Source organism: Denitrificimonas caeni (assembly GCF_905120345.1).
Lineage (GTDB): Bacteria > Pseudomonadota > Gammaproteobacteria > Pseudomonadales > Pseudomonadaceae > Denitrificimonas > Denitrificimonas caeni_A.
Window position 1 is genome coordinate 47,013 of sequence record NZ_CAJHOA010000006.1, and the last position, 23,247, is coordinate 70,259.

Here is a 23,247-nt window from a genome sequence, read left to right on the forward strand (position 1 = left end):
GATTCCTGCTCAAGGCATTATTTGTGGTTGTAATGAATCCAAGTGGTTTTCAGACCAGAATATTTATCAAAAGCATGCAGCGAGAGATCGCGACCAAAACCGGTCTGTTTGAAGCCGCCAAAAGGGGTGGCTAAACTTATAGCATCCATCGTATTAACGGAGACCGTGCCTACTCGTAACTGTCGGGCAACCCGGTGAGCTCGAGAAATACTACCGGTCCATACGGAAGCTGCCAGTCCATAGCAACTGTCATTTGCCATACGCACAGCATCGGTTTCATCCTCAAAAGGAATGACCACTAACACCGGGCCAAAAACCTCTTCTTGAGCAATGCGACTGCTATTACTCACACTACTGATAACTGTCGGCATGACAGATGCGGGAAGAGGACCCGCTTCGCCACCGAAAACAATCTGTCCTTCCTCGGCACCAATGGCGATATAACGAAGAACACTGTCGGCATGGCGTTGATCGACCATAACGCCAGAACCAGACTTAGAATCCAGAGGGTCGCCTGGAATATAGGCTTTTGATTTTTCACGTAACAACTGGAGAAATTGCTCATAGATGCTACGTTCAACAAACAGTCGCGAATTCGCTGAACAAATCTGCCCCTGACTGCCAAAAATACCGTAGCACGCCATTTCCGCGGCCATGTCGAGATCGTCTGTGTCAGCAAAAACGAGATTAGGGCTTTTGCCGCCACACTCCAACCAGACGGGCTTCATATTGGATTCAGCAGAGTATTTCATCAGCTGTTTACCCACTTCGGTAGAGCCAGTAAACGCCAGACAGTCAACATCAAGGTGACGTCCTAGAGCTTGCCCGACAATAGAGCCAAGACCGGTGATAACGTTAAAAACACCTGATGGCAGACCCGCTTCAATCGCAAGTTCTGCGAGTCGCAAAACTGAATGTGGTGATTGCTCGGAAGGTTTGAGTACGACACTGTTACCGGCAGCCAAAGCGGGAGCCAATTTCCAGATTGCCATCGTCAAAGGAAAGTTCCAAGGAACGATCGCAGCCACGACGCCCAATGGCATACGCTCGATCATGCCAACACTACCCGGTCCAGAAGGTGCCAACTCACCGTAGATTTTATCGACAGCCTCTGCGTACCACTGCACCGTAGCAGCGCTACTGGGCACATCGACCTCGAAGGCATCCTGTATTCGTTTTCCCATATCGAGGGTTTCAAGCAGAGCCAACTCCACTGCATGCTCTCGCATAAGGTCTGCAAGTTTTAGCAAAACAGTTTTACGTGTCTCAGGCGCAGCCGATGACCACTCTCCCCGTTCAAACGCTTTGCGTGCCGAAGCCACTGCAAGGTCAACGTCGGCGATATCACCTGAGGCGACTTCGTCTTGGATTTGACCCGTAGCAGGATTAGTAGAGCTGTAGGTTTTCCCAGAAAGTGCGGGATGGAAACTACCATCGAAGAAGAGCCCTTGGCGAAACTCTAGCGTCTGCACGCGCGCTTGCCAGTCGATAGCATCAGGCATAGTCATAATTAGAACCCCATTACTCAATCATTATTGTTGTTGTTTTCTAAAGATCTCCACAGGTGACCAGGAGTTCTTTGAAAACATATTCAATTAAGTAAATGGCACTGTCAAGGCTAATTTGCGTTAAATCAATTTCTTTCAAAAACCAGATGAATTCCGACAGTTTTATAGTTGATACAGATCTGCTTCATCACGAAAAAAACGATAAGCATTAAATTTACATGCTTAAGATTGACTCTTTGAATGGAGTCAGAATGGTTTAAAAAACACAAAGATAGACGAGTAATATTCACACATATGTGGCGTATAAGGCGCAGTAATCCAATGATTAAAGATAACTAATCAGGTGCTATAACGAGCGCACATACAAATATTAACGATGAGAAAAACTCATCATAATTATTATTCACAACTCAATTTAAAAGCAGTACCAACGGCATTAGATAAAGGCTACTGATAAGTCCTCTGGCCCTAATGAGCTATCGTCGGTCTAGACATAAGATAATCTAAAAAACATTTAGAAACAGTTGATCACTACAGAAACGTAGTGATCAAGAGCCGACTAAAACGAGTCAATATATTTTTTATGCACGCGGCGAGTAATGCCGGTAAATAAAGTGTAGGCCACCGTATCGCAATAACAAGCGACCTCTACTGCAGGCAGGTTTTCACCCCATAACTCTACTTTTGAACCCACTTTTGCGCCATTAATATGGGTTAAGTCTACGGTTAGCATATCCATAGAAACACGTCCGATAATGTGCGTTCGTTGCCCATTGACAATCACAGGAGTGCCGTCTTTAGCATGACGCGGATAACCATCGGCGTAACCTATGGCCACCGTGCCCACTTTTGTTGGCACATCACAGACATGATGATGGCTATAACCAATGCCATCGCCGGGCTCTAAATCGCGTATAGCAATAACCTCTGATGTCAGCGTCATCACCGTTTTGAGCTGATTAGCCAGTGGATGTGGGGCATCGAACGGTGTGGCACCGTAGAGCATGATTCCAGGCCGCTGAAAATCACGGCGAGCATTCTCATGCCCTAAGGTGGCAGCACTATTGGCGATGCTTACTGGAGCATTTAGCTCACGGCTAATGTCATCAAAACAGCTAACCTGCTGCGCAGTGACAGCACTGGAAAAATCATCAGCACTAGCAAAGTGACTCATGAGAACAATGTTATTCACCTGTTTTATATGTTTGAGCCTTGCAAACGCGTGACGATAATCTTTCGGTAAAACACCTAAGCGGTGCATACCACTATCCATCTTTAGCCAAATATCAATAGGTTGAGCTAACCGTGCCTGGGCAATAATGTCGATTTGCTCAAGACTATGCACGGCGCACCAAAAATTATTATCGCTAATAATCGGCAGTTCATCTGCAGTAAAAAACCCTTCTAACAAGAGAATCGGTTTGCCAATGCCTGCTTCTCTTAGCTCAAGTGCCTCCTCAATACAGGCGACGCCAAACGCATCTGCCTCGTCTTCCAATGCCAAAGCAAGCTTAACCGCGCCATGCCCGTATGCGTCAGCTTTAATGATAGCTACAGCCTTTTGTTGTGGCGCAACGGACTTGGCTAAACGATAGTTTTCTCGGAAGGCCGCTAAATTTATAGTGGCGGTGGCTGCTCTACCCATAATAATTTTCTCAACACTCAAGGTAAAATTCTTTATTTTGACTGGCGATTTCCACATCGACAGGTCCCATATTGTTCTTAACTCGTCTGACCTCATCTAAGCGTAATAGCGCTCGATCGATAAACCTTCTGGATCAATATCAGGTGTTTTTTTATTTATAACGTCACTTACAAATTTTGCTGAGCCTAACGACATGGTCCATCCCAAGGTGCCGTGCCCCGTGTTTAAGAACAAATTAGAGTATTTGGTGCCCCCAAGTATTGGCGTACTGTCGGGCGTCATCGGACGCAAACCGCTCCAAAACTCAGCTTTTGCCACATCAACAGCACCTGGAAACATATCTTGAATCACAAAGTCCACGCTGGCACGACGTTTATCTGGGCGATCCAAGTTGTAGGAAGCGATCTCGGCAGTACCACCCACGCGAATACGATCTTCAAAACGAGTAACGGCTACTTTGTAGGTTTCATCCATAATAGTGGACTGTGGCGCACGGCTTTCATCTTCAATTGGCAGTGTTAACGAATAACCTTTAATGGGATAAATGGGCACATTAATACCCACCGTCTTCAGTATCTGTGGTGAATAACTACCTAATGCACATAAAAACGCATCAGCAGTGACCGCCCCCGTATCTGTAGTGACGCTAACGATCTTGCCATCGCTCTCATTCAAGCGCTCAATGCGCGTGTTCATTTTAAAAACCACACCGAGCTTTTCGCATTCTTTGGCCAACGAGGTCGTAAATTTGAAACAATCGCCCGTTTCATCACCGGGTAAGCGTAAACCGCCCACAAATTTTTCCTGCGCATGGATCAGAGCAGGTTCGTATTCGATACATCCATTCATGTCCAACGCTTGATGCTCAATACCCAACTCTTTTAATATCTGTATATCTTTCTGTAGAGCGTCAATTTGTTTTTGCTTACGAAATAACTGCAAAGTACCAAGCTGCCGACCGTCGTAATCAAGGTTCAACTCTTTGCGGATATCCACGAAGCAGTCGCGACTGTATTCGGCAATGCGTAACATACGAGCTTTGTTGGTTTGATAAGATCGAGTGTTGCAGTTGGCCAGCATCTTGGTCATCCAAGATAACGTGTAACCGTCTAACTCTTTGACGTTAATCATAAAAGGAGCCAGATCTTGCAGCATCCAACCTATCGCTTTGATGGGTACGCCTGGAGCAGCCCAAGGAGAACTGTACCCAGGGGAAATCATGCCGGCATTACCAAGACTGGTTTCTTGAGCGACGCTATCTTGACGATCGATGACTGTAACCTGATGCCCGGATTTCGCTAAATACCACGCACTGGCCACACCTAAAACACCACCACCTAAAATTGCAATATGCATGATTAACCTCGAAATATCGTGTTTTTGTTAGTATTTGTATTGCCTATTCTAGAGAATAAATACGAGATTAATATTTTGAACTTTTCATTAAAATAGGGTAAAAACCTAAAATAAATTAAAATAACAGTGGAAAGCTCGATTCTATGAAAAAAACAAAAAAACGCGAACTGGACCGTCTGGACTTAAATATTTTGCGGATCCTGCAAAAAGATGCACGTATTAGCTACGTGGATCTGGCTGAAAAAGTAGGCTTGAGTTCTACGCCCTGTATCGAGCGAGTGAAGCGCTTAGAGAAGGATGGCTTCATCGAGGGCTACTACACCCGTCTGAATCCTGAAGCGCTTGGGTTTGGGATGTTGGTGTTTGTAGAAATATCTCTTTCATACCAGTCTCCCGATGCCTTTCAGAAATTCAACGAAGCGGTGGTTAAACTGCCCTATATTCTGGACTGCCACTTGGTATCCGGTGATTCAGATTATCTGATTAAGGCTCGTATTGACGGAATGTCAGAGTACCGTGCTCTATTAGGAGATATGTTACTCACCTTGCCGGGAGTGAAACACTCTAAAAGCTACATCGTAATGGAAGAGGTCAAGGAGACCCAAGTGCTGCCGCTGTAGCACTGAATAGCACTGACAGCGCTGTAGCTGATTGATGCTATAACGCCTAAGTATAGGTTGTGTAGTGGCATAGCGGTTCTCATACCGTCACCAAGGATGTAGGCCAGATTGAAATCCGCTTCTTCAGCAACATATATTTGATGCTCAAATTGTAAAGTCGAGCAAGCACATACACCGCCATTGCCATCAATATCAATGAGCAGTCCTTTAGATCAAGCTCCTCACTTTAACTGACTCACCAGTGTTTTCCAGTTATCAGCACCCTTACCGTCAAGGCCAAAAGGAAGCGTGATCCAAACAGGTTGCTGCCCAGAGGCAAGCTGTATCTGTATGTCCAGAGTGTAAGTCGTGGTGACACTTGTCTGCGTGGTCGTTTCTGTCTTAGATTTCCCTTTGCCAAGCATGCCGATATGCTGACTGGGCATGAAGATCGGCCGTCGGCCATGAGTCGTCTTAGTGATGGTACGCTCGCTGACGTGCTGCTCAGCGGCAACGCTGACCTGCAAAACCGTACGCTGTGGCTCAAGCAGCACATGCTGGTCCTTGCTCACAGAACCAAAATAGTAAAGTAAACCGGCATCAGCAAGAAGCGCGAGATAGTCCCCACCCCGCTGAATCCATTGATAGCGTCCCTGATTCAGGCCTGTGAGATAGCTCTCCACCTCGTTTTTTCGTACTTTAGCAAGATGACTCTGAGCAGCCACCAAGCGTTTCTTGTCCGCACGCGTCAATAAACCGACAAAAACATGGAACACAGTGAGTACACATAGCACCAAAAGGGACATAAATGCCGCACCAAGCAGCGAATGGCCCCACAACCAACGAATAAATAACAGCCCAGCAACGAGGCATTGAGCGTATATGATGCGCTTATGCCATAGCGCAAGCGCTTGTGTGTGCGCTTGAGAGGCGGCCATATACTCGCTTCGCGCTTGCGCCAAAGCAGGCGATGATTGAACCACTAGATGCGTTGCATTATTCGCTAAAGGGGTTGAGTTCATGAGGTTTAAGCGTCCTTGCACTACAGGTAGAAAAATAAACAATTATACTCATTTTATTACGACAGTAATGATTTGAGCGCTTAACCCTGCATTCAGTGGTTCCTCCGCTGTAATGCTTGGCTATACAAGTCTAAATTCAATCCTAAAAAGTGTGTTCCTGGAACAGGGTTATTCGTTACAGGTGGATGTTCAATAAACCCATATGATTTGTACAATTTCAAGGCCGTCTTGAACTCTGGCAGAACATCTAGACACATTTTATTGTATCCACTGAGAATCGCCTCCTGCAATACCCGATCAACCAGCTTAGCCCCCATATTGCTCCCACGAGCACTTGGTCGAATATAAACGCGCTTCATTTCACAGGTCGTTGCATCCAGCTGCCGAAATGCAGCACAGCCAACAGGCTTCCAATTTTTCCTCAGCAAGAAAATCTTTGACTCTGCGCAACTATACTTTTCAGGTAGCTGGTTAAACTCCTCATCGTTACCTTGAAAAGAAAGATCTGCCGAGGTGCTGTTGACATACTCGTGGTAAAGATCAAGAACCTTCTTTAAGTCATCAGGAAAAACTGCTCTTACTACATCAAACACTACACTCTCCTTGCGGATAACGTCCGCCTAAACGGTACGTCTTTTACGTCCGTGTTGCTTTATTTATTATGTTGTTAAATGATGGTCGTAACCAACTGTATCCACATAATTAAAACGATACTACTTGATAATAAAAACACTAAAAACCTATGCATTGGATTGTTATAAGTGACATGGATAATCGAGTGAATTATCCGAAGAATAACAAAAGCCCAAGCAAACCCGATCATCAACTTGTCATTAAAACCTAAAGTAAGATTAATAATACCAACCGCATAGAACAATACTGGAACCTCAAAAAGATTCGAAAAATTGCGCCCCAGTTTAAGCATGCTGTCCGGTGGAGTGTGTCCAGCGAATAATCTAAAGTACTTCGGGTCTACAAGCCCTTTTTTAGCACTCACTAGACGAGATATTCCAGTACTAAACCCGACAATAAATGTAAGAACCACAAGTGCAAACATTGGATAAATAATGTCCATTTATTCATAAACTCCTGATATCAGATAAAAACACAGTCAGAATAGAGAGACGACTCACGACGCCTCGTCGCCCACACCACGGGGCATACAGATCACCTACCACGGAGTTTCACATCTCCTTAAACTTCAACTCGCCACCCGTTCTGGCAGCCCCAAGCTGAGCACCTTCGTCACGCACACAAGACACATTTTAACGGGCATAGGCATAGATGGGCATAAGGTAACTCTGCTTTTTATTCATTATTTACAGTTCTATCGGATATTAAACAACTACTCACTTACTTTTTATGTGATTGCACTGTCACAGCTTTATATACTAAATTCAGTACACGCCCATTGAGTACTGCATAAGCAATCAACCCGATTAACAAGCCCCAGAACGCACCGCCAATACCAAATAATTGAATATTAGAAGCTGAAGCAAGAAAAGTTATCAGCGCAGCTTCGCGAGTCCTACTGTCTGACAAAGCATTGGTTAAACTGCCACCAATCGTTCCAAGTAATGCCAGTCCAGCCAGTGTGGTAATAAAAGCACTGGGTAACGCCATAAATACAGACGCTAAAGTGACACCAAACAAGCCCACCACAATATAGAACACACCAGCAGCAATACCCGCAACCCAACGTTTAGAGGGTTCCTCGTGCGCTTCTTTACCCGTACAGATCGCCGCAGTAATAGCCGCAATGTTAAAAGCGTGCGAGCCAAAAGGTGCCATAAGTAATGAACCTAATCCTGTTAAAGCCACAATGGGATTGGCACTGGTTTTAAAGCCATCGTTGCGCAGTACTAACATGCCTGGCATGTACTGACCGGTTAAAGTAATCAAAAACAACGGCAGCGCGACACTCAACAATGCATGCCATGAGAACGATGGCGTTGTGAATATAGGAACGGCAAACTGCAACTCAACTCCAGAAAAATCTACGCGATTTTGAAGAAGCAGAAGTATTAAGCCCAGAGCTAAAATACCAACCACTGCATACCGTGCAGTCACACGTTTAAGGAGAAGATAAGCAACAATTAAGCAGGCCGCCAGAACAGGTTCAAGCGTCATCCCAGAGAAAGCATTAATGCCAAACTGCAAGAGAATCCCTGCCAATAAACCCGAGGCAATGCTCGACGGAATCAGTCGAATCACTTTTTCAAAATAACCTGAAAGACCAAGGATAAGAAAAGCCAAAGCGGAAATAAGGTAAGCACCAACCGCCTGTTCATAAGGCGTTGAGGCTAAAGCGACAACCAAGAACGCCGCGGCTGGGGTAGACCATGCGGTGATAATGGGTTCGCGGTAGCGCCAACTTAATACAATCCCAGTAATCCCAACACCAATTGAAATTGACCAAACCCAAGAAGCGGTTAACTCTGGGCTTAAGCCAGCAATATGAGCGGCTTGGAAAACCAAAATAAAGGTCCCACCGTAATTGACCAAGACAGAAACCAGCCCAGCAATTACTGGGTTCCAGTAATCCGTCAGTTTGTTTTTATTCACTACTGATGTACTCACAACTCATCCTATTAATCGGCATTTAGCCTTTTAAAGGTTCAGCCTATCTGTGCAAAAACGCTCAGAGGGCATCACCATTAAATCGCGCAAGCCACGCGAAGAAGAGTTGTTTTATATGCCGCATTTGGCATGATGTAACCATCCATTTAATAGATGATAGGCATACCATTTGTTTAAGCACTCACAGTTGGAGTCCGTCAAAGCAGCGCTGTTGCATCCAGCCTATGCAAAATACCCGTTGTATTTGCGCATTCAGCGGGCACTACGTCAGCTAATACTGGATGGCGCATTGCCAGCAAGTAATCCCTTACCCGCTTCTCGTGCGTTAGCTCTGTCGCTGAACGTCTCACGTGATACGGTCGAAAATGCCTATAGTTTATTGCATGCAGAGGGCTATATTGAACGCCAAGTTGGCAGCGGCAGCTTTGTAGCAGAGGTACCGCAACTGCATAGACCCAAGTGCAAAATCGCTACGCAGCCTAAAGAACAACCAGCCATTCAGTTAAGCAAACGCGGGCAAGGCATGCTCAACAATAAAGGGGTTAGAGAGGCATTAACGCCACGCCCGTTTGCTCCGGGCATCCCTGAAACACGCCTATTCCCACTGCCGCTGTGGGAGCGTCTAGGGCGACAAGTGATTCGAGAGTATCAATTTAAAGCGTTACAGCACAGCGACCCGCAAGGCACTAAAGAACTGCGGCATGCCATTGCTCACTATGTGAATTTAGAACGTGGCGCTCATGCGACAGCAGAACGTATTTTAATTTTAACCAGTTCACAACAAGCCATCGCCCTCTGTGCACAGCTTTTATTAGATGCGGGTGATCATATTTTTACTGAAAACCCTATGTATCAAGGTGCGCGTAAAGCTTTTAAGGCAGCCGGGCTGATCCCTGTGCCTATTCCGGTAGATCAGCACGGCATACGTGTTGAACTATTAAAACAGCACCCCACGCCAGCAAAAGCAGTGTCTTTAACACCCTCGCACCAATACCCTACAGGCGCGACATTATCGCTTGAGCGTCGCTTAGAACTCATTGAGTGGGCAGAACACAATCAAGCCTGGATCATTGAAGATGATTATGACAGTGAGTTTCATTACGCGGGAAAACCGACCGCCTGCGTGCAAGGTTTAGACCCTTATCAGCGCACTATTTATATTGGTACCTTTACCAAGTCTGTCTTTCCTGGTGTGCGCATTGGCTACATGATTTTACCAACACAACTCGTCGCCCCGATGACCACTGCACGAACATTGCAAGATGGGCATACGGCGGCAATCTCCCAGCTAACCCTGGCTCGTTTTATTGAAAATGGTCACTTCGGAGCCTATATTCGGCAAATTCGTCAAGTCTATGCCAAACGATTAATAGTACTTGAGCAACTCGTGCGTACACAGCTGAAAGACTTTGTCGAACCATTGCCGCCTCTAGGTGGCATGCAAATGCCCTGTGTGTTGACCTGCGGCCTGAGTGAAGAAGTCGTTATTAAACAGGCTCAACAACAGGGTATTGCTCTAACTGGCTTGTCTAGCTTATACATCACAACACCCGCACAGACAGGGTTTCTGCTTGGATTTGCCGCCTATACAGAACGTGAAATGGAACTGGCTATACGCGTAATAAAAAAGATATTTATAGATACTTTAGGCAAGTAACGCAATCAGAACACTTATCAAATAGCAGTCAGCAACTGCTATTGATTTCGAGGGAGATCGCCCACTACGCAGCTTGCAACTCAGCCCCACAGACACGGTTTCTACCAAGGGATTTTGCTTGATATAACGCCTTATCGGCTCGATTAACAGCGCTCTCTAGCGACTCCAAGGTGGTAACATCCACTTGTGCGACCCCAATACTTACCCTAACTTGAAGGCTTAAGGCATCACTGACTTGAAAGGTATGCTTTTCAATACCCTGACGAATACGCTGCGCGCACTCTAGAGCTTCTGTGTAATCCGCGCTGGGTAGAAGAACCACAAACTCCTCACCGCCAAACCGCGCAATTAAATCTTTATCACGACTCCAACGCTGGAAAACGCTCGCCACACCGATTAAAACCAAATCACCAACATGGTGCCCATGGTTATCATTGATTGCCTTGAAATGATCAATATCGATAGTAAGAACTGATATTGGCGTGCCATTTTCTTTTGCTTTCTTGAGCATATAGCAGCCTTCAGTCATGAAATAGCGGCGGTTATACAGCTGAGTAAGCGGGTCCGTAGAGGCTTGTGTTTTTAGCTCATCTTGCTTGGAACGGATATCCTCCAGTACTTTTATTCTGTACGAAATAATAAACGCCAACGTGAGCGCTTCGAGCACGATGCCAATCCCGACACCGTGACTATTTACGTAGTTGGGTTTAACGAGCCCCATGTAGTACATCACAGCAAAACCGTTAAAGATGATAAAAAATGTATGACCAATTAAAAAAAACTTGGCCAAGAGGTTTCTCTTGCGAAACAGCGAGATACTCACCGAAAAAGTCACCACCATCATGAGTGCAGCCAAACCCGTCGCCGGCTTCAATGCCTGCGTAATATCAAATAAGCCGTATACAAACGAAGCCAGTAGCAACAGCAAGACGCCCTGCAGGGCCCGATGTTCCTTAAGATACAGTTTACGCGTCTCAAAAATGGCCATCATGAACAGCAATAGAAAAATCGGCATGGTGAAGACCGAAAGATTCAAGATAAAAAGACTATCGCCATAGACATTAAACGCTTTGCTAATCAAACCATAGGACAGTGCAATCCAAGTCAGCCCTGAGATCAGATATAGAGAATAGAGAATGTTTTCTTTTCTGCTGGTCGCAAAATAGAGTAGGCCGTTGTAAAACACCAATGCCAGCATCATTCCAACCAGTAGAGCAATATCTAGATGCCCTCCCACAAGCGATCGGCGAGAGTGTTCTTCATCGTAGATTTCTGACGAAAACCATTGATGAGAGTAGACATGGCTGCGAACGTAAAGAGTGGTAGTCTCCCCTGCTGGCACAGTGAAAGGATACACAACTGCTCCGCGGTACATCAGCGGATGATCACTTGCTTGGTTGAGATCAATCAAGGCTTGATTGATGAGATTTTTCGAGCGCCCTTCGAATATCTGAATCGATCGTACGTGATAAGCCTTGGGTAAATTTAAGAAAAGAGTTTTATCCTGCTGCTTTGAATTGTAGAGATTAATTCGGTACCAGGTGACTGTTGCTTGAGTTCCAAGAGTCGTGGTGTTCGTTGTTTGCTGAAACGTCTCCTGACCAACGGATTGATAGTCGAGTGCCTGCGACTCATCAATAAAATACTCTATCGAGAAGTTGGTCAACTGAACTGTTTCTTGACCAACGTCTATAACCGTCGATGCGTGTCCAGTGGCACTCATGGCCCAAAGAAAAAAGCAGGAAAAAACCACTCTGCAATAGGCCACTTAGTGAGTCCTTTCAGATATTGATAGGGCCTTATCATTCATCACACCACCCTCACGTTTGCATAAACAGCTGTTACGGGCAGTCTACGAAAGAAAATCTCAGTGCATCATTCTCAATTCTCTCAAAAGTCTTGGTTTCGCTTAACTTATTACGTGACCGGTAAACACCACACCCTTACCGAATATTGAGTGAATCGGTAATTTGAAGTTTTTCTCACGCGCTTTTTTACGCAGCCGATTAAGAATCACGTCAATACGGTGCTCATCACTGTCTTCTTCGTATTGAAACAGTAGGCTGTGCAGTTCCTCTTTAGTAAAAACCCTCTGTGGCGAAACACTCAGTGCTGCAACCAAATTACATTCTTGCGGTGAAAGTTTAAGTTCACCATCGGCTTGCGATGTTAAAGTTCGCGCTTGGATATTTAACACCCAACGCTCAACGTTATCAGCTGCGCCAACAGAGTAAGTTTTGTTGCTTTGCATTCTGTGCCACAACGCATCGATAGACGATATCAAATGCGAAAAACTAATGGGTTTCACCAAATACAGGTCTGCACCACTTTGTAGCCCACGATTATTGTCTTCTTGACTGCCACGAGCAGAGATAATGATTAAGCCAAAGTTTTGCATTTTCCCCAGTTGCTCAACCACATTAAAACCGTTTTCACCTGGCAGGCCAATATCAACCAAAACGATATCAGCTGAACTCAGATGCAGTTTTTTCCAAAATACTTCAGCGCTACCAACACTCCAAACGCTGTAGCCTTTTTGCGTCAGAAAAAAACTCAGTTCTTCACGTAGATCAGCACAATCTTCAATAACAGCTATATTAGGTTTGCTCATCTGATGTTAATCCCTCTGCTGCCTGCTCTAAAGTAAATTCAAAACAACTGCCCTGAGCACTACTACTTACAAGCTTTAGGTTGCCACCTGAAGCATAAGCGATTTGTTGGGCAACAAATAAACCTAATCCTGTTCCATGCTTTGATGAATTGCCGCGACGATAGCGTTGAAAGAGGCCGTCCGAGTCCAGATTGCCAATACCCGTGCCTTGATCACAAATCAGAATTGATACGGTTGCATCCGATAAGCTGCAATCAATTCTAATTTCGCCACCATTGGAGTACTTTACGGCATTGTCGATCACGTTAGAAATGGCAATTCTCATCATGGCGGAATCGACCAACACCTGACAATTGAAGCCCTCGGCTGCAGTCGCTCGGCCATTCACCGTTAACATCAACTGATGTGTATCAGAAACTTGCACAAGTGAGGCTGCCGACACAAGCAACCGCATCAAATCTGTCGGTTCAAGATACAGCGCTGTTGCATCAGCCGATAGACGTGCATCTGCCAAACAGTTATCGGTAAGCTGAATCAAACGCTCACTCGCTCGTGCTATCTTCTGATAACGTGCAAGACGCGAACTCTCGACCTCACACTCAGAGAGTCGCAAATTTTCTAATGCCGCAGAAATAATAGCCAAGGGGGTGCGAAACTCATGCGATACCGTCCCCATAAACTGACGCTGGTTAAAGCTGGCCTCCCGCTCTGCTTCTAAGTCGTTGGCCAGCTTTTGGCGTTCAAATTCCTCTTGTTTCACTTTCCGTATGCGATAAACGCTGATAGCAAGCACCAACAACATATTCTCAACCAATACGTATTGCCAAATGACATAGACTTGCTGATAAAAAGGAATCCATCCAAAAGCAGAGAAAATTCCAAACAGGCTGGCAATCATACAAAGCATAGGACTTATTCCAAGCCCTAGTGTCGACAATGGAAACTTATCTCTGACCCAGATATGAAAGACCGAATAAATAAATAACGTATAAGTCATCAGCAAGATAATTGTTTTTATCTTAATCGCCAGCTCATATTGATCTAAAGGTATCAAAACCAACAACGACAAAGTGACGCCACATGCCATCATCAAAATCTTATGCGCCCACGGCAAGTGCTTTCTAAGATTGATTGTTTCGCTGCTCATCCACATTAATACTGCAAAAGAAATCAATACCAGCGCGCTGGTGGCATAATGTTGCAATGGAATTGCAGTGGACGGAAAAATCCAATTAACATAGCCCTGAATGCTTGCGACAAAGACATAAGCCACTGAAAACGCAGTAGCAGTCCAGAGCAAATGCGTACGCAACATGACAGCCAAGACTAACGCCAGCAGACTGCTAAGCGCGGCCAACCCGAAGTAGAAACTCCAGAACGATGTACTGCGCGTGGCATAACCAAGAAACTCTTCCGGCGTCCATACAGTAGCCGCTAAAATAACGGTACTGGTACTGCGAACCCGCATAATCACTTCATACCCATCTGTGCTAGCACTGGGTGCTGGCAGTAAAAAGACTGGATTACGATAATCTAGATCGCTGACACTATTGAGTAGATCGCCAGTTTGGCGACTTTGCCAAGGAACATCCGAGCCTTTTTCTCGAAAAAATAACTGAATATCATCAACAAAATTAGGGCCCAGCTCTAGCCAGCGCTCCTTCTGATTGAACACTGTCTGTGTGAGCTCAAATCTAAGCCAAAACGTATCCCGGGTATAACCGCGAGAAAGAGTTGCTTGCTGTTTTCTAGTGTCGTAACGCAAAGCCTGTTCAGCCTGCGCAAATGTGAACGCACCCTTGACATCCACTAACACACTGTAGGGAATATCCTCACCGATACTCAGAGGCTCGGCCAACGTAGATTTGTTGAAACACAGCACAGTCACTAGCGCGGCTAAGGTTAATAGCGTTTTTAACGATGTCATAAGATTCTAACGATCTCCAGCGTCAAAGTAGTTGGCTGTCTTTAAGTCGAACGTCTCTCTCGTCTTGTCGTCACCGACCAATAAAATAATGACACGCTCTCGCCGCATTATGTAAGACACAGGATAGCCTAACCCTGATAAAAGCCGTATCAATCGATACCTCTTTTCTCACCGATTGAAAAAAGCACAACTTAACGCCACTAATTAGCCTTAGAAGAAACGCTAACCAGTCGAATCAAAATATTTTAAAGCAGCCAGAACGGCACAGAGAAAAGTGAGCAAAGCCAGTAGAATCAAGGGCTCAAACAGCAGACGAAAAAAAAGAGCCCTTAGGCTCTTTCTTTCTTTAGCTTGACGCCAAATTTGGAGCGGAAAACGAGACTCGAACTCGCGACCCCGACCTTGGCAAGGTCGTGCTCTACCAACTGAGCTATTTCCGCAAAAACTGGCGTCCCCTAGGGGACTCGAACCCCTGTTACCGCCGTGAAAGGGCGGTGTCCTAGGCCACTAGACGAAGGGGACGCATCCTTGAGCTTGTTACAGCTTGCAACTTCCTAAACCTTTGCTGTTTGCAGTATTGCTTGGAAGTGGCGCGTATATTACGTACGATCTATTATTCCGTCAAGCACTATTATGAAAATAGTTTGTATTTCAATGCTTTGGAGCGCTTTCTGGCATAAACATTAATTGAATCTCATGATTCCAATCAAAATCCTCGCCATTCTCTAGCGCCTGGTAACGGCGATCTTCTAACTCCTGATATTTTTCAATCTCTTCATCCGGCATAAAATGTAAGCAGTCACCGCCAAAGAACCACAACAGATCACGCGGGACTAAATGTGCAATTTGCGGATAGCGTTGAAAAACCTGACTGATAATATCCTGACCAACATATAAGTCTTCTGTACTTTCACGCAAGTCCAGCACCATCTCATCAAAACGTTCTAAAAATAACGCGTGATGATTCTCTGGCACCACTTCTGCATCGGCAACTGCGACTAAAATAGTGCGCAAATGCGCTAATAGCTGTAAATGCTGTTCGACGTGCGGCGTGACCATAACAATATCCCCTTAAAAACAAGCCGCGCAGTATAGAGCCTGCACGGCATTTACCCAACAGACGGTCGGCAATAAATCAACAACCACCTCGGCGCAACTAGAGCGATTGCTCCAATAGCTGCAGACCAACCCATTGTTTCGCGAACTGCGCTGCGCAACGGCCATTACGGTTACCGCGTGCCAGTGCCCAACTGATCGCCTCTTTCGCCGCGTCCTCACTGAACTGCCAACTCAGCTGTGTTGGACGTGCATACTCAGCGATCCAGTGTTGCACCACATCCAAATAATGCTCTTGGCTAAAAGGATAAAACGACAACCACAGACCAAAACGATCAGATAGCGCAATTTTATCCTCCACTGCTTCACTGGGATGCAACTCACCACCGTCACCATGCTGCCAATGCTGATTATCGCTGTGCTGCTCAGGTAATAAGTGGCGACGATTAGAGGTGGCGTACAACAATACATTATCTGGTGCACGCTCTAAGGAGCCATCTAACACACTTTTTAAAATGCGGTAGTCGCCCTCACCCGCCTCAAAAGAGAGATCGTCGCAAAACACAATAAAATGCTGCGGCAAACCCGCTAGCGATTCAACAATCAACGGTAAATCAGCCAACTCATTACGCTCTACTTCGATTAAGCGCAAACCCTGCTCGGCATATTCAGCCAGCAGCGCACGCACTAAAGAAGATTTACCGGTGCCGCGCGCGCCCCATAGCAACGCATGGTTGGCTGGAAAACCACGCATAAACTGTTGCGTATTGCCCAGCAATTGTTGGCGTTGGCGGTCGACACCTAATAAGTCAGACAGTTGAATATCTGCACCTATCTTAATCGGTCGAAAAAAACTGTTATTGCCTTTGCGCTGCCAACTCGCGGCATACACCTTATTCCAGTCAACCGACTCAGTGGGCTTAGGTAACAAAGGCTCAATCTGCAGCAAGACTTGATTGGCACGCTGTAAAAACTCACTCAATAACTCAGACACAACGCCCTCCTTATGGGTCGATGGCTCTCGCCTGCGCATTAACTGCACGCCCTTGCGTACAATGGATCAATCAACGACAGCTGGCTCTAGCTGTAAGGCCACTGAGTTAATGCAGTAACGCAAGCCGGTCGGCTGAGGACCGTCAGGGAAAACATGCCCTAAGTGCGCCTCACACCCGGAGCAGACCACTTCTACACGTTGCATACCGAGGCTGTTATCAACATTCTCCGTCAGCGCCGTCGGGCTAATGGCCTGCCAATAACTGGGCCAGCCACAACCCGCATCAAACTGGTGCTGAGCGTCAAATAACGCTTGCCCACAGCAGACACAATGAAACACACCACTGAACTTCGGTGCCTGATACTCACCGGTAAAGGGCCGCTCAGTACCGGCCATCCGACAAACACGAAACTGCTCATCAGATAATTGCTCGCGCCACTCTTCTAGGCTTTTTTCAATCTTTTTCATCATATTCTCCAATTAAAGCCTTAGCATAAACCTAACGCTCCCTTTCACCTTTGCCAACACAGTCGTATGATAGGCATCTTTAAGCGCCTCTATATGACTTGCTGATTAAATGCAGCATGGGTGCTCGGGCTACTTATGCGACAGCGCTCAAAATCGCTTCTTATCGACAGAACGCCCCCTTATTGACCTATTTTATTCGGGATACTCAACATCATGCAGTTCAGCAAATCGAACAAGCTCGCTAACGTCTGTTATGACATCCGAGGCCCAGTACTTAAGCACGCCAAACGTCTTGAAGACGAAGGCCAACGCATTATCAAACTCAATATCGGTAATCCTGCACCGTTTGGCTTTGAAGCACCAGAAGAAATCTTACAAGATGTCATGCGCAACCTGCCTAATGCGCAAGGTTACAGCGACTCTAAAGGCTTATTTAGCGCCCGCAAAGCGATCATGCAGTATTATCAGCAAAAAAACGTTGAAGGCATTGGTATTGAAGATATCTATCTCGGCAATGGCGTCTCTGAGCTGATTGTTATGGTGCTGCAGGCCTTACTAAACAACAATGATGAAGTCCTGCTACCTGCTCCAGACTATCCTCTATGGACTGCAGCTACCAGCCTAGCTGGCGGCAAGCCTGTGCATTATTTATGTGATGAGCAAGCCGGATGGTTTCCAGACATTGCTGATATGCGTTCAAAAATCACCAGCAACACCAAAGCCATTGTTTTGATCAACCCCAACAACCCAACCGGTGCAGTGTATTCAAAAGAAGTACTGCTCGACATTTTAGAGTTGGCTCGCCAGCACAACCTGATGGTTTTAGCTGACGAAATCTACGATAAAATCTTATACGATGGCGCCGAACATATCTGCATAGCATCATTGGCCACAGATGTGTTGTGCTTAACCTTTAATGGTCTGTCTAAATCCTACCGTATTGCTGGTTTTCGTTCTGGCTGGGTTGCTATTTCTGGTCCTAAGCACCGTGCCCGCAGCTATATTGAAGGTTTGGATATTTTGTCCAATATGCGTTTGTGCGCTAACGTTCCTGCTCAGCATGCCATTCAAACCGCATTGGGCGGTTACCAGAGCATCAACGATCTAGTGCTACCTAACGGTCGTTTACTTGAACAACGTAACCGTACGTGGGAGCTGCTCAATGCTATTCCTGGCGTCAGCTGCGTGAAGCCAATGGGTGCGCTCTATGCTTTTCCGAAAATAGATCCGAAAATCTGCCCGATTCACAATGATGAAAAATTCGTGCTGGATTTACTGCTGTCAGAAAAACTCTTAGTCGTACAGGGCACCGCCTTTAACTGGCCTTGGCCGGACCATTTTCGTGTAGTGACGCTGCCCCGCGTGGATGATCTTGAACAAGCCATTGGCAGAATTGGCAACTTCTTAAAAACTTATCGTCAGTGAGTGTGCATGGACCTTCATATTGACGATTTTTACACGGATGCAGCTAAAGGTTTGGTTGTGCTTTACCAAGCCTTTCCTAACAAAATCACGTTATATTTCGATGATTTAATCGGTTATATAGCGCCTGAAGAGTTTGGTTTGCCCAGTGACCGCCAGCAACGCTGCTTAAGTACTTTTTTATGGCTCGCTGAAGAAGGCTATTTGCGTTACAAAAGCACCGTTCGTTTCGAAGCTTTAGATCAGATTCAACTCTGCGAAAAAGCTTTTTTACGTCTCAGTAGCGCGGTTACAGCATTGCCTGCAACGATTGAACAGGCGCCTGCCAGTGTTCGCCGCGTGCAAGCAAGTCTAGCCAATCAACTACGTGCAGCCCTGAAAGCTGAACGTAGCGAAGCGGTGATTGAACTGATGCAGCTGTTCTTTCAACGCCAAACTCAGCACACTTGACACAGCTTGCAACAGTCAGCCCCTTGAAGCGCATCCGCGCAGCCCTTATATAGTTCATCTGTTTACACTTTTGGAGTTTTTCGCACATGATGCGTATCTTTTTATTCTTAGCAACTAACATTGCAGTATTGTTAATTGCCAGTGTTACCCTCAGTTTACTGGGTGTAGACCGTTTTACAGGCCAGAACCATGGTGACTTGTTAATTTTCTGTGCCGTATTTGGTTTTGCCGGCTCCTTAGTGTCCCTGTTTATTTCTAAATGGATGGCAAAAAGAAGTACCGGTACGCAAGTGATCGATCAACCACGCACACGTCAAGAACAATGGTTAGTCAATACCGTTGAAGAACTGGCCAGCAAAGCCGGTATCGGCATGCCAGAAGTCGGCATTTTTCCTGCACACGAATCCAACGCCTTTGCGACTGGCTGGAACCGCAATAGCGCCTTAGTCGCGGTCAGCCAAGGTATGCTGGATCGCTTCTCACAAGATGAAATTAAAGCCGTATTAGCCCATGAAATTGGTCACGTGGCCAATGGCGATATGGTGACCATGGCGCTATTACAAGGTGTGGTCAATACTTTCGTGATGTTCTTTGCGCGTATTTTTGGTGACTTTGTTGATAAAGCCATTCTTAAAAACGAAGAGGGTCGTGGTATTGGTTATTTTGTCGCGACGATTTTCGCTGAAGTGGTGCTTGGTATTTTAGCCAGCACCATCGTGATGTGGTTCTCCCGTCGTCGCGAGTTCCGTGCCGATGAAGCTGGAGCAGATCTAGCCGGTAAACAAGCGATGATAGGTGCTCTACAACGCTTACGCGCTGAACAAGGTATCGAATCAGAGATGCCTAAAGCCTTAACGGCATTTGGTATCAGCGGTGGCTTAAAGGAAGGTCTAGCAGGTTTGTTTATGAGCCACCCACCTTTAGAAGTACGGATTGCCGCACTGCAACAAAGACGTTAACAGCAGCGGCATAAAAAAGCCCAGTACGTGATTCCTGCGTACTGGGCTTTTTTGTCACTGATGCTGACGGTTACTGTGTCTCAACCAGCTGCGCAAGCGCTTTGTTTAAGGTACTGCGTAACCCTGCAGTATTACAGGCTGAATCCTTAGCGATCGCGATAAAACGCCTTTGAGTCTCAACGGGCGGATCAATTGCTTCAAAACGTCGTGTTAAATCATTTTCAACAAGATACTGCTGCATAGACTGCTGTTCGGCTACCACATAATCGGCTCGCCCTTCCTGCACCTTAGCAATGGCTATCTGAAGGCTCTGCGCAGTGCGTACTGGCCAGTTCAATAGCTGCGCTTGCAGATCAAAATCTATTAAACGTGCCGGTGGCATAACTCGTACACCACGCAAGCCCGAAAGCTCAGGCCATTGCTTGAGTGACACTTGTTCGCCTGTTCGCAGCCATAGACGGTACGTTTTTTGTGCATAGGCCGGCGACAAATAATCCAATCGCGGATCTTTCTCAGGCTCTAGGCTTACACCAATAATCAGATCAACACGACCGCTACGCACCTCTGCCAAGGCTTTTTGCCCTTCAGCAGCGTCAACTTTAATACTCAACTGTGTTTTCTTCGCTAGAGTCTTTAAGAACTCAAGGCTGATATTACGCTGCACCTGTTGATCATCCTGATCCTCAACTGCTAAAGGCACAGTAAAATAACTCACCGCTACTAGGGTTTCACAGGCCTGCTGATCAGCATACAGCACTCGAGGCACCGTGCTACTGACTGCCGCCCATACCGCACAAACTACAAATCGCCAGTTCATAACACCCCTGTTAACCATTTTCTCTATCAAGGCAGTTATATTACACGGCCTAGTAGCAACAAGCGCTATGCCTATTAATACAACGCTATAGCAGTGGTCACTTTAAATAAGACGGCAAACCAACAGCAGCTCTAAAGCACTATTAAAGTGATAAAACAGGTATAAAAAAACCCGCTAAAAAGCGGGTTTCTCTACCGATGAATCAGTCTTACAGGGCTTTTTCTAACTCAGGAATAGCTTCGAATAAATCCGCAACTAAACCGTAGTCTGCCACTTGGAAAATCGGTGCATCTTCATCTTTGTTGATCGCAACGATCACTTTAGAATCTTTCATGCCCGCCAAGTGCTGAATCGCACCGGAAATACCAACAGCGATATACAGATCTGGCGCAACAATTTTACCTGTTTGGCCGACTTGCATATCATTAGGTACAAAACCTGCGTCAACCGCCGCGCGTGAAGCACCAACCGCAGCGCCCAGTTTGTCGGCAACACGATTAAGCATTTCAAAGTTGTCGCCGTTCTGCATACCACGACCACCAGAAACAACGATTTTCGCAGCCGTTAATTCAGGACGATCAGATTTCGCTAACTCTTCGCCAACAAACGCAGAAATACCTGCATCGCCGCCAACAGTAAGCGCTTCAATGCTAGCAGAACCGCCTTCAGCAGCAACTGCGTCGAAACCTGTACCACGTACGGTAATCACTTTAATCGCTGCATTAGATTGCACGGTAGCAATCGCATTACCGGCGTAGATTGGGCGCTTAAAGGTGTCAGCGCTTTCTACTGCGATAATCTCAGAGATCTGATCCACATCCAGCAACGCAGCAACGCGTGGCAGTATGTTTTTACCATTACTGGTGGCAGAGGCAAGAATATGCGTATAGTTTTTACCCACTTCAGCAATTAAAGGGGCAATATTTTCAGGCAGTTGATGAGCAAATGCAGCGTTATCCGCTGACAATACTTTGCTCACGCCATCAATTTTTGCAGCAGCTTCTGCAACCGCAGCGCATTCAGCACCAGCAACCAGTACATGAATATCGCCACCAATAGCTTTGGCCGCCGCAACGGTGTTCAGGGTAGCAGCACCCAGAGCGACGTTAGTGTGCTCAGCAATAACCAAAATAGCCATTAAATCACCTTCGCTTCATTTTTCAGTTTTTCGACCAGTTCAGCCACATCTTTCACTTTGATACCAGCACTGCGCGCGGCAGGTGCTTCAACTTTCAAAGTGGTGACTGTGGATGCAGTAGAAACGCCTAAAGAATCTGGAGTGATAATTTCCAGCGGCTTTTTCTTAGCTTTCATGATGTTAGGCAAAGATGCATAACGTGGCTCATTTAAGCGCAGGTCAGTGGTAACAATCGCAGGCAAGTTCAGCGCGACCGTTTGTAAACCACCATCGATTTCACGAGTGACATTAACTTTATCGCCAGCTACTTCAACTTTAGAAGCAAAAGTACCTTGCGCATAACCTGTTAACGCAGCCAACATTTGACCGGTTTGGTTGTTATCAGTATCGATCGCTTGCTTACCCAGCATAATCAACTGGGGTTGCTCTTGATCGACCACTGCTTTAAGCAGTTTGGCCACAGTCAGTGAACGCAACTCATCATTGCATTCAACCAAAATGGCACGATCAGCACCTAAAGCCAGCGCAGTACGCAGTTGCTCTTGAGCAGCATTAGGGCCAATGGAAACTACAACTACTTCAGTTGCAATACCTTTTTCCTTTAAGCGAATGGCTTCTTCAACGCCAATTTCGCAGAAAGGATTCATAGACATTTTAACGTTGGCGAGATCAACGCCAGTGTTGTCCGCTTTCACGCGGACCTTGACGTTATAGTCTACCACTCGTTTGACAGCTACTAGAACCTTCATGGATTCCTCGTTATCTCGGGTGAATAAAAAATGTCGCCAAGACAAGCCTGGCCAGAGTGCTGCGCTTGGTTGAATATATAACCAACTCATTAGATAAGCACAAAACTTCTGCTATCTTGAACGTAAGACTTAGGTCGGTCAATACAACAATGCAACCTTTGTGCTCAACCTTTACATATTTATACTAGCAGAGCTTTAAAAATTCAAACGAGCGTTTGTATTGGAAGAACGCGCAGTGATGGATATAATGCACAAAAACCATCACGATAATAAGTGAAAGATCCGAGCC

Annotated in this window: 21 protein-coding genes and 2 tRNA genes; 5 read left to right on the forward strand and 18 right to left on the reverse strand. The window is 46.0% G+C overall.

Annotated features, from left to right (window positions below):
* Window positions 1-17 precede the first annotated feature (17 nt).
* The 3 genes from JYJ62_RS11655 to JYJ62_RS11665 form a co-directional block, all read right to left on the reverse strand.
* Window positions 18-1,502 (reverse strand): aldehyde dehydrogenase, encoded by a 1,485-nt coding sequence (locus JYJ62_RS11655; RefSeq protein ID WP_205342571.1) that lies wholly within the window; start codon window positions 1,500-1,502, stop codon window positions 18-20.
* A 565-nt stretch (window positions 1,503-2,067) separates the two neighbouring features.
* Entirely contained in the window at window positions 2,068-3,153 is a 1,086-nt protein-coding gene (gene alr, locus JYJ62_RS11660) for an alanine racemase (RefSeq protein ID WP_205342572.1), read from the reverse strand.
* Between the two features lie 96 nt (window positions 3,154-3,249).
* Window positions 3,250-4,509 carry a D-amino acid dehydrogenase gene (locus JYJ62_RS11665; RefSeq protein WP_205342400.1) on the reverse strand — a complete coding sequence of 420 codons (1,260 nt, stop codon included), beginning with the start codon at window positions 4,507-4,509 and terminating at the stop codon, window positions 3,250-3,252.
* Between the two features lie 143 nt (window positions 4,510-4,652).
* Here JYJ62_RS11665 and JYJ62_RS11670 point away from each other — a divergent pair, with 143 nt between their 5' ends.
* On the forward strand, window positions 4,653-5,129 hold the full coding sequence (locus JYJ62_RS11670) for a winged helix-turn-helix transcriptional regulator (protein ID WP_205342401.1): 477 nt from the start codon (window positions 4,653-4,655) through the stop codon (window positions 5,127-5,129).
* Window positions 5,130-5,350: 221 nt separating this feature from the next.
* On the opposite strand, the gene JYJ62_RS11675 is transcribed toward JYJ62_RS11670, so the two are convergent.
* From JYJ62_RS11675 to JYJ62_RS11690, 4 genes are all read right to left on the reverse strand, one after another.
* A complete protein-coding gene (locus JYJ62_RS11675; protein WP_205342402.1) occupies window positions 5,351-6,130 on the reverse strand; it encodes a hypothetical protein in 780 nt (259 codons plus the stop codon).
* Window positions 6,131-6,222: 92 nt separating this feature from the next.
* A complete protein-coding gene (locus JYJ62_RS11680) occupies window positions 6,223-6,723 on the reverse strand; it encodes a GNAT family N-acetyltransferase (protein WP_205342403.1) in 501 nt (166 codons plus the stop codon).
* 74 nt (window positions 6,724-6,797) lie between these two features.
* Window positions 6,798-7,205 carry an MAPEG family protein gene (locus JYJ62_RS11685; RefSeq protein ID WP_205342404.1) on the reverse strand — a complete coding sequence of 136 codons (408 nt, stop codon included), beginning with the start codon at window positions 7,203-7,205 and terminating at the stop codon, window positions 6,798-6,800.
* 278 nt (window positions 7,206-7,483) lie between these two features.
* Window positions 7,484-8,710, reverse strand: a complete 1,227-nt coding sequence (locus tag JYJ62_RS11690) for a benzoate/H(+) symporter BenE family transporter (protein ID WP_205342405.1) — start codon at window positions 8,708-8,710, stop codon at window positions 7,484-7,486.
* A gap of 169 nt (window positions 8,711-8,879) precedes the next feature.
* Between JYJ62_RS11690 and JYJ62_RS11695 the strand changes: the two genes are divergently transcribed.
* Entirely contained in the window at window positions 8,880-10,367 is a 1,488-nt protein-coding gene (locus tag JYJ62_RS11695) for a PLP-dependent aminotransferase family protein (protein ID WP_205342406.1), read from the forward strand.
* Between the two features lie 64 nt (window positions 10,368-10,431).
* Here JYJ62_RS11695 and JYJ62_RS11700 read toward each other — a convergent pair whose 3' ends face one another.
* The 8 genes from JYJ62_RS11700 to msrB all read right to left on the reverse strand — a co-directional run bounded on the left by JYJ62_RS11700 (window position 10,432) and on the right by msrB (window position 17,423).
* On the reverse strand, window positions 10,432-12,135 hold the full coding sequence (locus tag JYJ62_RS11700; RefSeq protein ID WP_205342407.1) for a sensor domain-containing diguanylate cyclase: 1,704 nt from the start codon (window positions 12,133-12,135) through the stop codon (window positions 10,432-10,434).
* Window positions 12,136-12,276: 141 nt separating this feature from the next.
* Window positions 12,277-12,978 (reverse strand): response regulator transcription factor, encoded by a 702-nt coding sequence (locus tag JYJ62_RS11705; RefSeq protein WP_205342408.1) that lies wholly within the window; start codon window positions 12,976-12,978, stop codon window positions 12,277-12,279.
* On the reverse strand, window positions 12,965-14,905 hold the full coding sequence (locus tag JYJ62_RS11710; protein ID WP_205342409.1) for a sensor histidine kinase: 1,941 nt from the start codon (window positions 14,903-14,905) through the stop codon (window positions 12,965-12,967). Before JYJ62_RS11710 ends, JYJ62_RS11705 begins: the two co-directional genes overlap by 14 nt.
* 364 nt (window positions 14,906-15,269) lie before the next feature.
* Window positions 15,270-15,345: transfer RNA gene (locus JYJ62_RS11715), tRNA-Gly, on the reverse strand.
* A gap of 6 nt (window positions 15,346-15,351) precedes the next feature.
* Window positions 15,352-15,427 (reverse strand) — tRNA-Glu (locus JYJ62_RS11720).
* A 129-nt stretch (window positions 15,428-15,556) separates the two neighbouring features.
* Window positions 15,557-15,964: a PA2817 family protein gene (locus tag JYJ62_RS11725; protein WP_205342410.1), complete on the reverse strand. Its 408-nt coding sequence runs from the start codon at window positions 15,962-15,964 to the stop codon at window positions 15,557-15,559.
* A gap of 97 nt (window positions 15,965-16,061) precedes the next feature.
* A complete protein-coding gene (locus tag JYJ62_RS11730) occupies window positions 16,062-16,955 on the reverse strand; it encodes an ATP-binding protein (protein WP_205342411.1) in 894 nt (297 codons plus the stop codon).
* 66 nt (window positions 16,956-17,021) lie between these two features.
* A complete protein-coding gene (gene msrB / locus JYJ62_RS11735) occupies window positions 17,022-17,423 on the reverse strand; it encodes a peptide-methionine (R)-S-oxide reductase MsrB (protein WP_205342412.1) in 402 nt (133 codons plus the stop codon).
* 213 nt (window positions 17,424-17,636) lie between these two features.
* Between msrB and JYJ62_RS11740 the strand changes: the two genes are divergently transcribed.
* From JYJ62_RS11740 to htpX, 3 genes are all read left to right on the forward strand, one after another.
* Window positions 17,637-18,848 carry a pyridoxal phosphate-dependent aminotransferase gene (locus tag JYJ62_RS11740; protein ID WP_205342413.1) on the forward strand — a complete coding sequence of 404 codons (1,212 nt, stop codon included), beginning with the start codon at window positions 17,637-17,639 and terminating at the stop codon, window positions 18,846-18,848.
* Between the two features lie 6 nt (window positions 18,849-18,854).
* Window positions 18,855-19,295, forward strand: a complete 441-nt coding sequence (locus tag JYJ62_RS11745) for a hypothetical protein (RefSeq protein ID WP_205342414.1) — start codon at window positions 18,855-18,857, stop codon at window positions 19,293-19,295.
* 86 nt (window positions 19,296-19,381) lie between these two features.
* Window positions 19,382-20,254 (forward strand): protease HtpX, encoded by an 873-nt coding sequence (gene htpX / locus JYJ62_RS11750; protein WP_205342415.1) that lies wholly within the window; start codon window positions 19,382-19,384, stop codon window positions 20,252-20,254.
* A 70-nt stretch (window positions 20,255-20,324) separates the two neighbouring features.
* Here the strand turns inward: htpX and JYJ62_RS11755 are convergent, their stop codons facing one another.
* From JYJ62_RS11755 to JYJ62_RS11765, 3 genes are all read right to left on the reverse strand, one after another.
* Window positions 20,325-21,071, reverse strand: a complete 747-nt coding sequence (locus JYJ62_RS11755; protein ID WP_205342416.1) for a substrate-binding periplasmic protein — start codon at window positions 21,069-21,071, stop codon at window positions 20,325-20,327.
* A gap of 208 nt (window positions 21,072-21,279) precedes the next feature.
* On the reverse strand, window positions 21,280-22,209 hold the full coding sequence (locus tag JYJ62_RS11760) for an electron transfer flavoprotein subunit alpha/FixB family protein (protein WP_205342417.1): 930 nt from the start codon (window positions 22,207-22,209) through the stop codon (window positions 21,280-21,282).
* On the reverse strand, window positions 22,209-22,958 hold the full coding sequence (locus JYJ62_RS11765; RefSeq protein ID WP_205342573.1) for an electron transfer flavoprotein subunit beta/FixA family protein: 750 nt from the start codon (window positions 22,956-22,958) through the stop codon (window positions 22,209-22,211). Before JYJ62_RS11765 ends, JYJ62_RS11760 begins: the two co-directional genes overlap by 1 nt.
* Between the last annotated feature and the right edge of the window lie 289 nt (window positions 22,959-23,247).